Here is a 15,237-nt window from a genome sequence, read left to right as displayed (position 1 = left end):
GTGCCCAGACTCAGTAGCTTAATAGTTTTACTTCTATTTTTATTTTAGTCTAGGGGAGTAATCTAGTCACGAAGCTTCGGTTTTAGTACGGTTTGTTACCGAAATTTCAACACTTGACTTAAGAAGGTTTCCCCTTTGTAAACCGACTTAATAAAGCCGCAATACTCACAGCTTTAGCCATTGATTTAGGATCAGTGTTTTCACCCGGTTGAATTTTCAGTCCAGGAGCGTATTTCAAAGCTAGTGAATCTTGCGGGTTAAGTTTTAATGCTTGACGGATGTAAACCCTGGCCATCCCGATAAATTTCTGTTGGAGATGTACCAAACCTAACAAAGCATAATAGTCGCTGTTATTTGGCTCTAACTTGATGGCATCGCGCAGTTCTTGCACAGCTAGCGTCCAGTTGGCTAGCCTGACGTACTCAATAGCTCGCTGGTAGTGACGTTGAGCGTAGTTTGTCAAAACTGGCTTAACATTAGTTTTTTCATCTAATGTCAATTCAACTGGCTTGACTTCTAGCTCAGGGATGATGCGAACAGCTTTTTGCGGTAGAAACAGGTCAGGTTTATGCAACTGTAAGTAAACTAAATTCAGTATACTAATTTGTTGTGTAACTTGATAAAACTGATCTAGTGATTTGTACTGAGCTTCTGCATAGCAGGCGATCGCTTCTTCGTAAAACAATTCTGCTTGGGGTGCAGACATTTCCATAATTTCCTGAGCTATGGCACTTTTAACACACAAAGCTTGCTGCTGTAACACTCTTGCGTTTGATCGCAGCATAGCTATGGCAATAAAGCGCTTGTGTCGATGTTTCAGTTGTTCATAAGCTGGATTGATTAAATGGCTAAATATTGCCGTTGCTAATCCTTGGTCTGGATTGCAGCTTTTGGTATAGCGATCGGGATGTAGCAGCTTCGCTAAAGTGTGATAGCGTTTAAAAACCTGGCGATCGTCAGCACTCACAGAAATTCCTAGCACAGCGTAAGGATCACAAAGCTGTTTAAACCATTCTGGCGGTAGAAAGGTCTGTGACATCGTAGTAATCTAGATCCGTTAAAAACTTAAAATTAGCATCAAAGCTCAATGTACAGTCATGTGAAACTTACTCAAGTTTTTTCAAATACTAAATCGTGGGACTTACCACCTAAAAATCCGAGGGGCAAAACAGGGTAGTTGACTAAAATGAATTTATATGGCCACTAGTCATTATAAATTTGGCAATATAGCCAGGATGTTTACTACAATTACTTTTCTTGTCTACTGAACTTCTACTGTCAAAGACGCTGCGCGAACGATGATGAGTGAGTTTTGAATTATTTCTATGCCTTTTGGCTGTCTGATTGTAGAAACTATGGTATTGGTATATTTATTAAAAATATGTTGACTAAGCGCAAAAGCCGAAGTGTTGCCGCTGTTTTAGCTTTTTCTGGCACACTGACAATTTCAGGATTACATAAATTTTATCTGGGACAGCCTCTGTGGGGTGTTTTGTATGTGTTGCTTTCCTGGACGCCTATCCCCAAGGTAGCTAGTGCGATTGAGGGAGTTTGGTATTTAGCGCAAGACGAAGAAGCTTTCGATCGCAATTTTAATCTAGGGAAGTCAGGGGCAAGGAACTCACAAAGGGTGAGTAATCAGGTAGGAGCGATCGCTGACGCCTTGCGTGAATTAGATGCCCTGCGCCAAGATGGACTAATCTCAGAGTATGAATTTGAGCAAAAGCGCCGCCAATTGCTAGACCAGATTTCTTGAGGGAAGCGACAATCATGAATAACTGGCTACCTTTGAACCCCAGGTTGCAAAAACTCCGTGCCAAGCTCCTCAACGATCCCTACTATCGCCTACAATCTGGGGAAGAAATTCAGATAGCGGCCAAATTAGGTATTCGGATTGATGCTAATCAAGCGACTGTAGATGATTGGTTACGCTTACCAGGTTTGTCAATTCACCAAGCGCGATCGCTTGTGGAACTTTCGCGATCGGGTGTTAAATTTTACTGTATTGAAGATATTGCTGCGGCTTTGGGTATGCCAGCCCCGCGCCTAGAGCCATTAAAGCCTCTGCTGAATTTTATTTACTATGACCACGAATCTTTAGAAAATCCGACCCATTTAGTCAACCCGAATACAGCAACCGTTGAAAAATTAGCACAAATTCCCTTTATAGATTTGTCTCTGGCGCAAACAGTGGTGCAAAATCGGCAATCAGCTGGGCCTTACCGTAACTTGACTGATTTCCAACGGCGGTTAGAGTTATCTGGTGATGCGATCGCTCAGATGATGTATTATTTAACGTTTTAAATTAAAAGTTAGAAGTTTTAAAATATAGGGCTTCTCGTTTGTATGCAATACATTTTGACCTCTCTCCAAACCTCTCTCCTTTTAGGAGAGAGGCTTTGAATCTTACTCCCCAACGCTACAAGGGTTGGGGTTGGGGGTTAGGTCTCTATAACTCCTAACTCCTAACTCCTAACTATTTAAATAAATCCAATGCGGTTCAGAGGCCAAAAGCGAAATGTTGCGCGACCGATGATATTTTTTCTGGGTAAAAAGCCCCAGTAGCGAGAGTCATTACTATCGTTGCGGTTATCGCCCATGACAAAAAATTCGTCTTCTGGAACTTTCACTGGTGGATATGGCTGATTTGGGGGTTCAGCGATGTAGTCTTCTACCAAGGGTTGACCGTTGAGGTAGACTTTGCCAGAAGCAACACTAATTACCTCACCCGACTTGCCAATAACTCGCTTGATGAAGGCTTGGTCTTTGGGATATCCTCGACGTTGTAGTTCTGGGGATGGCTGAAAAACAATAATATCCCCAGTTATGGGAGGGTGAAAATGGTAAGAGATTTTTTCAACTACCAAGCGATCGCCAGTATGTAAAGTGGGTAACATCGAATCAGAAGGTATATAGCGGGGTTCGGCGATAAAAGTCCTGATTAGGAATGCCAAACACAGTGCGATCGCAATTAAAATTAGATTTTCTTGCCAACTACGCCATACTTTTAACGACGCACGCTCTTCTTTTGCATCACTTTCGTGAGGAATCATAAAAGTTTCTAGCCAGTTTCAGAAGTGGGACAAATACCTTGATTATTTTGACTCAAAAGGTATACTGATAGGCAAGCTGGGTTCTGCACGAATCCATACAGATATTAAATAATCCAGTTATTGCATCGACCAAAGATAAGCAAAAATACTGTAAATAAACTATGACCTGTCTAAGGCAATATAAGCTGATGATTAGGATTCCTAGATAGATAATTAAAAATCTTAATTCTAATTGCTGCAATTATAAGGCAAGTTATGAGATAACTTCCAATTTTGCTTCTTCCTGCTAAAAAAGCAGTTACTGACTGGTAGAGCGATACAGCCAGTCAGTTTTTTCTTTGAGCAGAAAATTGGTCGTTGAGTGGCAAAACAGTTTACCATCTGACAATATCTGCTTCATTTCACTTTACCGAAAAAAGGCAGAGGCCAGTCTTGCTGGAGGCTCAGTTGGAAGAAAATATATTTTGGTATATATTATTAAGTGATATTACAGAAAATTAATCTCCATTTCAAGGTACTTTTAAATACATAAATCTAGCTTCTTCCAGTATCATTATTAAAAAATATTACATTTAAATGGAGAATTTAATGGTTCAATAGATAGATGTCATGCTATTGCAATTTTAACAACTTGCCTACATTATATATGCGATTGAATTCCGTAATTACACGGTGACAGTACATATTAAATTGTACTATTAATAATATATAAATCTCTTTAATTATCGAGAAAAACATTAACAGACAGAAAGCTACTAGCAATTTAGGCTAAAGTATCAGCATCAAAAATAAAACTAAACTGCCGATAAGATTATTTTTGCTAAATGAGTCAAAAGTATCTAGATTAACGAATAAGTGCCCCTTGGCAATGAGAAACTATATTGAATCAATTTTCGTCTATCTATTTCATAGAAAGTACAAGGCAACATTCTGCCAGTTGAAAATTTAACTTTTTCTTAAAAAGGAAGCAATGGCAGTAGGCAGTAAAATATATCTTATCAAAAATAGAACTAATAGTTTATTAGACTCTTTTTTTAAAGATATCTCTGCCCCTTGTAAGTAGTTTTGTATGTTAATCAAATAATTCACTAAGCTGTAAATTATACAACTTTCTTGTCAGAAAGTCCTGCTATAAAAACTTCTGCCTACGAAAAGTGCAAATTGTAGGCGCGACAGTTTAGCTAATCTTATTTGCAAAGCGATAAAACTTTAAAGGATAATGCTGCCTTAGCGGTGAAGTGAAAAACAGTAACTAATTCAAAACTCCTATTAAGAGGATTTTGGGGTGTGGTTAATTATCTGATTGTGTTCCTTCTTAGAGCTAGCGGTAAGAGTGTAGAGGTGCAGACCTTGCCTTTTATGAGTGGGTTGAGATTAAACAGTAGCAAGTATTGTCTATTCAGCCTTCGTCCAAATCTAGATGCTCTAGATTTCAGTTAAAACCGTATAGTCTGTCTTCTCGATTGTGAATTTCCGTTAGTCTCAATTCCAATTTTCGGGATTACGAGAAAGCAACTGTATCTAAATATCTAAAAAAATGTGCTATAACGTACCGTCATCACCGTGGTTGATGGTTCGATCTTTGAAGGAGCTATCAGGTGGAAAACAATAAGTCGTTTCTGTGGCCAGAAGGAATATTAATTGCGCTGCTTGCTTTAGGTGGTGTTTTTAGCCTTGCTTTTATGATGCTTCTAAGGCCAAATGCTTCGGAGGCTCAGAATAGACAAAGCATAAATGTCAAGGATGTAGCTGCAAATGTAGGAACTCAGCAGCGCATTGAGAAATTAAAGGCGGCGATGCTTACAAGTTGGCAGCAAGAAGCACAAACAAAAGGACTATCCTACGCTGTACCATCACGTTTTCAAGGGGCAATAATTGAGAGTGCAAAACTCACTCAAGGTGAGAAAGTGATTGCTCTCACCTTTGATGATGGGCCTTGGCCTCAAACCACAGAGCAAGTGCTAGATATCCTGAAATCAAATAATATCAAAGGGACGTTTTTTGTCGTCGGGCAGAACCTGAAAAATTATCCAGAGATAGGAAAGCAGATTGTCGTTCAAGGTCACGTCATTGGCAACCATACTTGGCATCACTGGTACCACTTCTTTAATCCACAAGCAGCTGCTTTTGAAATTGATCGCACAGAAGACCTAATTTATCAAGTTACAGGTGCTAAAACAAATCTCTTTCGACCGCCTGGTGGCTTCTTGCACAATGGATTAGCTGCTTATGCTAAAGGCCAAAAATATGCTGTGGTGATGTGGTCAGCTGACTCCACAGACTACAAGCAGCCACCTGTACCAAAGTTGATCGATAACGTGATTAAAGATTCAAAAACTGGTGGGATTGTGCTAATGCATGATGGTGGTGGGAACCGTTCTAAAACTATACAAGCTTTACCAGAAATTATTAGCAATTTTAGAAAGCAAGGCTATCGCTTTGTTACTATTCCTGAACTTTTAGAAATAGAAGATGCAGATAAAAAGTTGCTTGCCAATAAAAAGCAATAATTATTTATTATGTGGCAACCAGACAGTCTAACATTATCAATGCTTCTCACAATATTTTTTGGATTGCGTTCTCCTAAACTACCAAGCGATCTAGAGTTTTTAATATTTGTGACAACACTCTTTGGACTAATTTTTTTTGGAGGAGCATTTGCTGGGATAGCTACTCTAATTATCACAAAGAAAAGTAATTTTTTTATTGAAATATTTAGACTATTAATTGGGGCTATGGGAGGGTATGAATGTGTATTAATCTATATTTTGCTTAATTCTTCATTTAAAAATCCAAATGAAATATTTGAACTAATTATTGGTTTTCATCATGGAATACTTCAAACACTTATTAATTTTTATCAAGTTAATTGGACATTTTTCATTCCGGGTGTAGTAGGGGCAATAGGTGCAAGTATAGCTATATTTATGATGAGAAAGGTATTTGGTTGGCGTTTATAAATCAATCCAGTTCAGTTAGCAAGAAAAGACTTAAGTAAGTCGGCGCTAATATTTCAATCTATACATTGAATTTTTCTTGCCGAAAATTATTGGTAGACACAATTTGTGAATTGTGCCTACGTGATTTTGATTCCGATGTCTAATGACTAGTCACTAAACTGAACTCAGTTGTTTTTTCGGGATTAGCTTCTGGACTATCAGCTTCAGAAGGCGGAACTAACTGCCAGAATTTCGGCAAAAATTCTTGCCAGTTTTGTAGAATTTTCTTCGCCTTTGGTGAACCAGTGCGTTCCGCATGAGTTTGAATTAACTCTTGCAGTTGCTTTGCACCTACTTCTGTAATCACCCTCTGGATTTTGACAATTTCCGGGTTGACTAACTCACGAAATGAGTCGTCTTCATCCAAGAAGTATGCCAGGCCACCAGTCATTCCAGCTGCTACGTTACGTCCTACCTTGCCGAGGACGACAATTACACCACCAGTCATATATTCGCAGCAGTGATCCCCAGCGCCTTCAATCACTGCTATGCCTTTGGAATTTCTCACAGCAAAGCGTTCTCCTGCTAGGCCATTGGCAAATAACACGCCACCAGTAGCACCATACAAGCACGTATTGCCAACTATCACGTTTTGTGATGCGTTATAGGTAGCATCAGTTGGAGGTTTGATGATGATTTCACCACCATGCATCCCTTTACCTACGTAGTCGTTTGCCTCTCCTTCCAAGGTCAGAATTATACCAGGGAGGTTGAACGCACCAAAGCTTTGCCCAACACTGCCTGTAAAGTTGAGATTAATTTGTCCTTCAAAGCCACTGTCACCGTATTGGGAAGCGATCGCACCTGCTAATCTTGTACCCACTGTTCTGTCAGTATTGACAATCGGGTAAGTCTTGGTGACAGTAGATTGGTTGCGAATGGCAGCTTGAATATCGGGATCAGCAAGGAATTTGTCATCCAAAACCACGCCGTTGCTGTGGACTTCTTCATGCAGCAACCAACTGCGATTGTCTCTGCTATCTGGTAGTTGAAGTAAACAGTCGAGATTCAGCGATCGCGTTTTGGTGAGTTTTACCTCTGGGCGCAGTTTCAACAAATCTGCACGTCCAATGATTTCTGACAAAGAACGGTAGCCAAGTCGGGCTAGCAGACTACGCACTTCTTCGGCGATGAAGTAGAAGAAGTTGACAACCTGTTCCGGTATTCCCGTAAACCGCTTGCGGAGTTCTTCTTTCTGAGTAGCAACACCTACAGGGCAGGTGTTCATGTGGCAAACTCGCGCCATGATACAGCCTTCAGCAATCATGGCGATGGAGCCGAAACCGAATTCTTCACCGCCCATCAATGCACCTATTACCACATCCCAGCCACTCTTCAGACCGCCATCTACACGTAAAATCACGCGATCGCGCAGGCTATTTTCCATCAAGACGCGATGCACTTCACTTAAACCCAGTTCCCACGGTGAACCAGCGTGTTTAATCGAACTTAGTGGCGATGCACCTGTACCACCATCATGGCCAGAAATCTGGATGATATCAGCGTTTGCCTTAGCTACACCAGCCGCGATCGTGCCAATGCCAACTTCGGCAACTAGCTTCACCGATACCTTTGCTTTGGGATTAATTTGGTGCAGATCAAAAATCAGTTGGGCTAAGTCTTCAATGGAATAGATATCGTGGTGCGGTGGCGGCGAAATCAGCGTCACACCTGGCTTCGAGCGCCTTAACATCGCAATGTATTGGCTCACCTTGGGCCCTGGCAGTTGTCCACCTTCCCCAGGCTTGGCACCTTGGGCAATTTTGATTTCAATTTGTTTGGCGTTGACTAGGTACTCTGGCGTGACACCAAAGCGCCCCGACGCAACTTGCTTAATCGCACTATAAGCTTTATCACCATTCCGCAATCCTTTTAAATGAGGTAGGGTTGGCGAGTGACCAAACTCGTCTACATCATCTAGGACTACATAGCGCACTGGGTCTTCGCCGCCTTCTCCAGAATTTGACTTACCGCCAATGCGGTTCATAGCGATCGCTAAAGTTTCATGGGCTTCTCTTGACAAAGCGCCTAAAGACATGCCGCCGGTGCAAAAGCGCTTAACAATTTCAGTTACCGACTCTACTTCTTCTAGAGCAATTGGGGAGCGATCGCCTTGGAAGTCCAGCAAGTCACGCAAGGCTGTTACTGGTCTACCTTGGAGGTGCTTTTTATAAACTTCGTAGTGGTCGTAGTTTTTGCCATCTAGAGCCTTATGGAGCGCCTTGACCAGTTCGGGGCTATTCATGTGGTACTCGCCGCCAGGACGGTATTGGACAAAGCCCAGGTTTTGTAACTTATTGGTCGTCAGTTCTGGGAAAGCCTTGCTATGGAAGGAAAGCACTTCATCAGCGAGTTCGCTAACACTCAAACCACCGATACGGGAAGTCGTACCACGAAATCCCAGTTCTATTAAATCCCCACCGATGCCAATAGCTTCAAAGATTTGGGCTGCTTGATAGCTGGAGAGCAGAGAGATTCCCATCTTGGAGAGAATTTTTAGCAAACCTGACTCTACTGCTTTGCGATAGTTTTCTAAAGCTTGTTCTACAGTCAGGGCTGGAATTTTCTCCACAGCCATTAACTTTTGGGTTTTGGGATCAATGCACCAATCACGCACCGTATCTAAAGCCATATACGGGCAAACTGCGCCAGCACCGTAGCCAATGAGACAAGCAAAGTGATGGGTACTCCAGCATTGAGCAGTATTGACAATCAGGGATGTTTTCATTCGCAACCCTTCACGAATGAGGTGATGATGTACGGCACCCACTGCTAACAGGGGAGGAATGTAGGTGTATTCTGTGCTGATTCCCCCATTATTAAGAGAGCTTGGGGGGATCTGGTCACTTAATATTAAAATCTTTGCACCTGCTCGGACTGACTCAGCTGCTTGTGCTTGTAAAGATTGCACTGCGGCTTTTAATCCTTCTGGGCCAGTGGCGATCGCAAATAGGGTTGACAACTCGGCTGTGGCAAATCCTGACAGCTTAATTGCCTCCAACTCTACCTCTGTTAACAGTGGCGACTCAAGTTTTAATCTCCGCGCATATTCTGGCTTGGGTTCTAATAAGTTACCTCGCTCACCCAGTTCAACTTTCAGAGACATCACTAGCTTTTCCCGCAGGGGATCGATCGCTGGGTTTGTCACTTGAGCAAAGCGCTGTTTGAAATAGTCATAAAGCAGGTGGGGCTTTTGTGACAGCACTGCTAAAGGAATATCATCCCCCATGCAGAAAGTCGGCTCTGAACCGGTGATCGCCATTGGATGAATCACCATTTCTACATCTTCTGTGGTGTAGCCAAAGGCGGTTTGACGCTGAAGCAAGGTTTGCTTGTCAACTTTGTCAGTTGTACTATGCCCGTTACCATTTTCAGCAGCCAGATGTCCATTTCCATTAACATTTGACGACTGACTACTGACAATTTGTTTGAGTTCTTGACGGTACTGTTGCAGCCATTCTCCATAAGGGTGCTGTTTGGCAATGCGCTGCTTAATCTCCCAATTCTTCAGCACTTCATGGTTGACTAAATCCACGGCAATCATTTGCCCTGGGCCGAGTCTACCTTTCTCGACAATATTGGCTTCTGGGAAGTCCACTACACCAGCTTCCGAAGCTACAACAATGTAGTCATCCTTGGTGATCACATAGCGAGCTGGTCTTAAACCATTACGATCTAGAGTTGCACCAACTTTTTTACCATCGCTGAATACTAAAAGTGCTGGCCCGTCCCATGCTTCTTGCACACCACTGTAATATTCGTAGAAATCAACAATTTCTGGAGAGTCACGTAAAGAAGGCTGATTTTGGTAAGCCTCTGGAACCATAATCATTAAAGCTTCCAAGGGGCTGCGTCCAGAAGACACCAACAATTCTAGTACGTTGTCTAGGGTAGCTGAGTCGCTGTTATCAATATGAACTAATGGCTTGAGTTCTTGGATGCGATCGCCCCATACAGGATGATTCAGGCTAGCTTCTCGTGCCATCATCCAGTTTATGTTACCCAATAAAGTATTGATTTCGCCGTTGTGACCTAAAAGCCGCATCGGTTGGGCTAGGGGCCACTTGGGCATCGTGTTGGTACTAAAGCGGCGGTGATACACAGCAAAGGCGCTTTTGTAAGCTGGATTTTTTAAATCGTGATAAAAGTTGCCCAAGACGGCGGAACGCACCATGCCTTTGTAGACAATTGTGCGATTTGACAAGGAGCAGATATAAAATTCTTCTGAGATGTTGGTTGCAACTTTACTAATTCGGCGGCGGGTAATATACAACTGTCGTTCCAATTCATCGCCACTTTTGTCAACAGAAGCTAACAAAACTTGTTCAATCTGGGGTTGATTTTCTCTTGCTTGTACCCCCAGTAAATCAGGTTGCACTGGTACTACTCGCCAACCCAGTACAATCAATTTTTCTTCGGCAGCTATTTGCTCAACTATCGTCCTAGCTTTTTGTGCTGCTTCCTGGTCTTGTGGTAGAAAGATCATCCCCACAGCTATCTTATTGGTGGATGGAAATTCTTTCCCCCTTTCGGCAAAGTTTTGTTGGAACAATTCCCAAGGGATAGCTGTCAATACTCCAGCACCATCACCAGAGTCTTGATCAGCGCTACAACCTCCCCGGTGTTCTAAGCAGGTTAAAGCAGCTAAGGCTTTTTCGACAATTTCGTGGCTGGTATGATTCTGGCGATGAGCAATAAAACCGACACCACAGGCATCTCGTTCCTCTACTAACCACTTTTGCCCCTGATAGGTATCTCTTGAGTTGATCTTGGCTGTGATATTCTGGTCTTGATTCATCGGTTTATTATTCATACCCTGTTCCTGAAGTATTGAGTTACCAATTTTGCCACTACTTATCGGAAAAATTTTCTACATTTAGCGATGGAGAAATATATAAGCACCGAAAATTTAGGGAAAAAAATTTTAACTTCGGTTCTACTTTATTACTTCACCCGTATTAAAATAGTTGCGTAATTTTTATGTATTTATGCGGTGTTAGACAAGTTACCTCCGCCAAGACATCATTTTTGCCCTGACAGTTTCTTTTTTATATTGTGAAGCTAAGTATTTTCTCAATCCCCTTTTTCCAGATGCACGCTAGCTACTCCTAGAGCCTATTTCGGCTCACCGGAAACAAAATTAAACCTGAAGTCTTTACTATGTTTTAAAGCCAAAGTCATCCTGATCCAGCAATAAAATCAGCGTATTACAATATATACCCATTTGACAATTCCCAAATATTTTTGTTGTTGTCTAAAATTTTGCTGCTTACCAGTTGCCACACATTTGACTATATAACTACACCTGACTGAAGTAGCAACAATAGCAACCTTCAGTCAGGATTGAATATCTTAATCCAATTTTGATAACCAAGACTACCGTGTATAGTGTGGTTGGAATTAGTGCCAGTTCAAACACTTGGTTGGAGTGGACTTAGCGCCTAAATGGTTATTTATGTTTAAAAGAGATAACAAGCCAATATATATATTACCATATTTTTTCAAAGAGAAAGTCATGTTTTTTTTATATTTCCAAATAATTAGTTAGTTTATACCTTGGGTGATACTTTTCAAAAGTACCTAGTAAATTATGGTAAAAATGCCGAATTGTTGCCAATTCCTGATTGGCGATCGCTCCGCCAAGGGCGATCGCAGGTTTTTTCGGGCTACTGTGTCACCAATACTTTTAACAGCACTGTGCTTAACTACTATCTGTGCTACCAACGCCCAGGAGTCCCCGAAAACCATCAAATTAATATCCAGGTTAACCTCACAGTCAGCTACATCTCCTTTAACAAGTGTGGCATCTTCTGGTAATCAAATTTCCCTGAATGGACGTACCTTACCAGGAACTTGGTTGCAGCGACCTGGAAAAGCTGGTCAGGTAACAACTCATCTCAGTGACGGGGTATTCAGGCAATTAATTGGAGTAAATTTCTTAAACAGTAGCAACTGGGCGAGGCAACCAATACAGTGGTTTTCATCGGTGACAACGCCACTGGTTTTAGCTACCAGGCTACTAGGAGCATATCGCTATTTGGACATTACTAATTTTGCTCAAACAGCTGGATGGCAAATCCAAACCAATGGTAACACCTTGGTGATTGCTACCCCAAAAGCGCAAGTCACAAATATTATTCAGAGCCAGCAATCTTCAGATGCGAGTGTTACTCCTTTACAACAGGCGCGGATTCTTGTCAATTTAGATCGTCCAACTCCCTGGCAAGTTATAGAAGGGTTAGCGATCGCAAAACCCCAAACTCCATCCTTTGATCCAGACACGCTAACTCCCAAATCCACTGTACCGCCAAATCGAGAGTGGACAATTACCCTGGATGGAATAGCCGATCCTGTTTTGATAGAACGCTATACCCCCCAACCACCAGCAGCACCACCAACACCACCAACATTGCTGCAAAACCTGCTCAAACAATTATCACCAGCTACACCAACACAACCAATATCAGCACCCCCAGCCCCGGAACCACTGATTCAACAAGTGGAGGTGGTGAAAAACCAAACGATTATTAGTCTGAGCGTTCCCTTTGGTCTATCGCCTCAAGTTAGTACTGTCGCTAACCCCAATCGCCTGATTATCGATATTCGACCTGATCCTTTAGAAGAACGGGATATTACTTGGGCCCCAGGATTGCGCTGGCGACAGCATTATGTCAACTTAGGCACAGACCGCTTTCCGGTGGTTTGGTTAGAAGTTAATCCCCGCAAATTTGGGCTAACGTTGAAACCCATGTGGGCTAGTCTTGATGGGCTTGCGGGTACTGCTCCCTTAATTCAAACAGCACAACGTTACTTAGCAGTAGCTGGAATTAACGGTGGTTATTTTAACCGCAATAACAGATTGCCATTGGGTGCGATTCGTCGGGATAGTCAGTGGTTATCAGGCCCCATTCTCAACCGGGGTGCGATCGCTTGGAATGATTCTGGCCAATTTTACTTCGGTCGTCTCACCTTAGAAGAAACTTTAACCACAGCAAATAACCAGCGCCTACCAATTCTGTTCCTCAACAGTGGTTACGTCCAAAGCGGCATTGCTCGTTACACCCCAGCTTGGGGATCAACTTACACGCCCCTGTCAGACAACGAAATCATCCTCGTGGTACAGAAAGACCAAATTACTGAACAGTTACCAGGGGGCAAAGTTGGTGGAGGGGCGGTTCCCATTCCCCAGGATGGCTACCTGCTAACCTTACGCGCCAACGCTGCTAGTGCTGCCTCACAGCTACCTATTGGAAGCGCAGTAAGCATTTCTAGCGCCACTGCTCCGGCTGATTTTAGTCGTTATCCCTACATTATCGGCGCCGGGCCGCTATTAGTCCAAAACCGTCAAATTGTCCTTGATGCCAAAGGCGAAAAATTCAGCAATGCCTTTATTGCAGAAAAGGCTATTCGTAGCGGTATTTGCACAACGGCAACAGGCACACTGATGATTACTGCCATACATAATCGTGCTGGCGGTTATGGCCCTACTTTGGCAGAACATGCCCAATTGATGCAACTGATGGGCTGCGTGGATGCCCTAAATTTGGACGGTGGTAGTTCTACCAGCCTTTATTTAGGAGGGCAATTACTCAATCGATCGCCCAGTACTGCGGCTCGTGTTCATAACGGAATTGGTATTTTCCTGCAACCACGATAACAATTCAAAATTCAAAATGACGCTCGCAGACTCGCTCTAAGCGAAGCTATGCCGAAGGCTTTACGCTGCGCTAACAAAATTCAAAAATAATTAGCGAATAGGGAAGTCTCTTAATTGCCAATGCCAATACTTCTCTACGAGAGGCTGCGCCAACGACAAGGCTCAGTACAAGTGCCCAATGCCCCATGCCCAATGCCCAATGCCCAATGCCCCATCTTTTCTTAAAGTTTAGAACAAGCTGCCATTTTGCTGGATGAAGACTTGATGTAGACATCATAGTTTTAGTAGTGATGATTTACACCGTAACGTCTGATTTTGCTATGTTTATCAAGGTGCGACAAAATTGCTGATTTTTAACGTTGCAAGATAGCGCCAGATTTTTGATCAATAGTTAAGAGTACCAACGGTTTGTTATGTCTCCAAATGAGGTAACTATGGCTCGATATCAAGAAACTACACAGACTGAGACTCTACACCTACCTCCAGCCATCACTTCCAGAGGCGTTGCTGCAACTGAGTTACGTCCTTGGGGTGCTTTTACAGTTTTGGAAGAAGGGCGCGGATACAAAATCAAGCGCATCGAAGTTAAGCCTGGACACCGCCTCAGTCTACAAATGCACCATCACCGCAGTGAACATTGGATCGTCGTCTCTGGTACAGCTAGGGTAACTTGTGGTGAGCAAGAAGTACTACTGAGCAATAATGAATCAACCTATGTACCCCAATGTACATCTCATCGTTTAGAGAATCCTGGCGTGATCCCCTTGGTGTTGATTGAAGTGCAAAATGGCGAATACTTGGGAGAAGATGATATTATTCGCTACCAAGATGACTATGCGCGTACCAAGGATTAAAACTAAAAGAACGCTATTAAAGCTCTAAAGGCTTTAATCCCAAAACTGAATACATTTTTGTTTTGTGCAAACCGTCTTTGCTAAACACTGCACCCCAGAAGTCCCTACCTAGTTAAGGTGGGGACTGAAGCATATTAGTGCTATAAATGTAGTAATAGCGATCGCGCTCATGGATTCGGTGATTTGGTACAGGGAGATAGCAAGGGTCAAGCCATCTGTAAAATGAAGATGGGGTATTCAATTGCAAAAAACGAGTTCCATGATTCATCTGAGTCAAGCAGCCGCGAGTGAGATTAGGCGAATAAAGTCCAAGCAGCAACGAAATGTCTTGTTTAGATTGGCAGTAAAACCAGGTGGTTGTTCCGGGTTTTTTTATGATATGTCCTTCGATAAAGCAATAAAAGTTGGCGACCAGGTTTTCGACTTGGATGAGATTCAAGTAGTCATAGATGCCGCAAGCTTAAATTACCTCAACGGTTTGAGGGTTGATTATTCAGAAGACTTAATGGGTGGTGGTTTTCGCTTCCACAACCCCCAGGCGATCACTACCTGTGGCTGTGGCAATTCCTTCTCCTTGAGTCATTAGTCATTGGTCAAACAAATGATAAATAACAATTGACATAAAACAGTAAAAAACGATATAATCAGGATTTGTTAAAACTTAGACCATAAGC

Annotated in this window: 12 protein-coding genes; 8 read left to right on the top strand and 4 right to left on the bottom strand. The window is 42.5% G+C overall.

The genetic code is table 11. The annotated features are described in order from the left end of the window. Nucleotides 1-118 precede the first annotated feature (118 nt). Nucleotides 119-1,039: a DnaJ domain-containing protein gene (locus tag HWQ41_RS09900; protein WP_292762019.1), complete on the bottom strand. Its 921-nt coding sequence runs from the start codon at nt 1,037-1,039 to the stop codon at nt 119-121. Between the two features lie 342 nt (nt 1,040-1,381). Here HWQ41_RS09900 and HWQ41_RS09895 point away from each other — a divergent pair, with 342 nt between their 5' ends. Next, entirely contained in the window at nt 1,382-1,756 is a 375-nt protein-coding gene (locus HWQ41_RS09895; protein WP_292762017.1) for an NINE protein, read from the top strand. 14 nt (nt 1,757-1,770) lie between these two features. Continuing rightward, nucleotides 1,771-2,304 (top strand): ComEA family DNA-binding protein, encoded by a 534-nt coding sequence (locus HWQ41_RS09890; protein WP_292762015.1) that lies wholly within the window; start codon nt 1,771-1,773, stop codon nt 2,302-2,304. Nucleotides 2,305-2,480: 176 nt separating this feature from the next. Here the strand turns inward: HWQ41_RS09890 and lepB are convergent, their stop codons facing one another. Further along, complete coding sequence (gene lepB, locus HWQ41_RS09885; protein ID WP_292762013.1) at nt 2,481-3,053, bottom strand: signal peptidase I; 573 nt, start codon at nt 3,051-3,053, stop codon at nt 2,481-2,483. A gap of 1,598 nt (nt 3,054-4,651) precedes the next feature. On the opposite strand from lepB, the gene HWQ41_RS09880 reads away from it, so the two are divergent. Together HWQ41_RS09880 and HWQ41_RS09875 are read left to right on the top strand one after the other, a co-directional pair. Next, nucleotides 4,652-5,563, top strand: coding sequence for a polysaccharide deacetylase family protein (locus HWQ41_RS09880; RefSeq protein ID WP_292762011.1), 912 nt, complete (start codon nt 4,652-4,654; stop codon nt 5,561-5,563). Nucleotides 5,564-5,572: 9 nt separating this feature from the next. Continuing rightward, the gene (locus HWQ41_RS09875) at nt 5,573-6,013 is read left to right on the top strand and encodes a hypothetical protein (protein WP_292762009.1); all 441 of its coding nucleotides are present in this window, start codon (nt 5,573-5,575) and stop codon (nt 6,011-6,013) included. Nucleotides 6,014-6,152: 139 nt separating this feature from the next. Here HWQ41_RS09875 and HWQ41_RS09870 read toward each other — a convergent pair whose 3' ends face one another. Further along, nucleotides 6,153-10,865 carry a glutamate synthase-related protein gene (locus HWQ41_RS09870; protein ID WP_292762007.1) on the bottom strand — a complete coding sequence of 1,571 codons (4,713 nt, stop codon included), beginning with the start codon at nt 10,863-10,865 and terminating at the stop codon, nt 6,153-6,155. A gap of 743 nt (nt 10,866-11,608) precedes the next feature. Between HWQ41_RS09870 and HWQ41_RS09865 the strand changes: the two genes are divergently transcribed. Next, nucleotides 11,609-11,869, top strand: a complete 261-nt coding sequence (locus tag HWQ41_RS09865) for a hypothetical protein (RefSeq protein WP_292762006.1) — start codon at nt 11,609-11,611, stop codon at nt 11,867-11,869. Beyond that, complete coding sequence (locus tag HWQ41_RS09860) at nt 11,853-13,709, top strand: phosphodiester glycosidase family protein (RefSeq protein ID WP_292762004.1); 1,857 nt, start codon at nt 11,853-11,855, stop codon at nt 13,707-13,709. Before HWQ41_RS09865 ends, HWQ41_RS09860 begins: the two co-directional genes overlap by 17 nt. 70 nt (nt 13,710-13,779) lie before the next feature. Here the strand turns inward: HWQ41_RS09860 and HWQ41_RS09855 are convergent, their stop codons facing one another. After that, nucleotides 13,780-13,986 (bottom strand): hypothetical protein, encoded by a 207-nt coding sequence (locus HWQ41_RS09855; RefSeq protein ID WP_292762002.1) that lies wholly within the window; start codon nt 13,984-13,986, stop codon nt 13,780-13,782. A 157-nt stretch (nt 13,987-14,143) separates the two neighbouring features. On the opposite strand from HWQ41_RS09855, the gene HWQ41_RS09850 reads away from it, so the two are divergent. Next, nucleotides 14,144-14,563 carry a cupin domain-containing protein gene (locus HWQ41_RS09850; protein ID WP_292762000.1) on the top strand — a complete coding sequence of 140 codons (420 nt, stop codon included), beginning with the start codon at nt 14,144-14,146 and terminating at the stop codon, nt 14,561-14,563. 259 nt (nt 14,564-14,822) lie between these two features. Then, entirely contained in the window at nt 14,823-15,149 is a 327-nt protein-coding gene (locus HWQ41_RS09845; RefSeq protein WP_292761998.1) for an iron-sulfur cluster assembly accessory protein, read from the top strand. The last annotated feature ends 88 nt before the right edge of the window (nt 15,150-15,237 follow it).

This window comes from Nostoc sp. NOS(2021) (genome assembly GCF_017115025.1).
In the GTDB taxonomy this organism is placed as follows: Bacteria; Cyanobacteriota; Cyanobacteriia; order Cyanobacteriales; family Nostocaceae; genus Nostoc.
The sequence above is the reverse complement of the archived record's forward strand: the minus strand, read 5'-3'. Positions and strand labels throughout refer to the sequence as shown.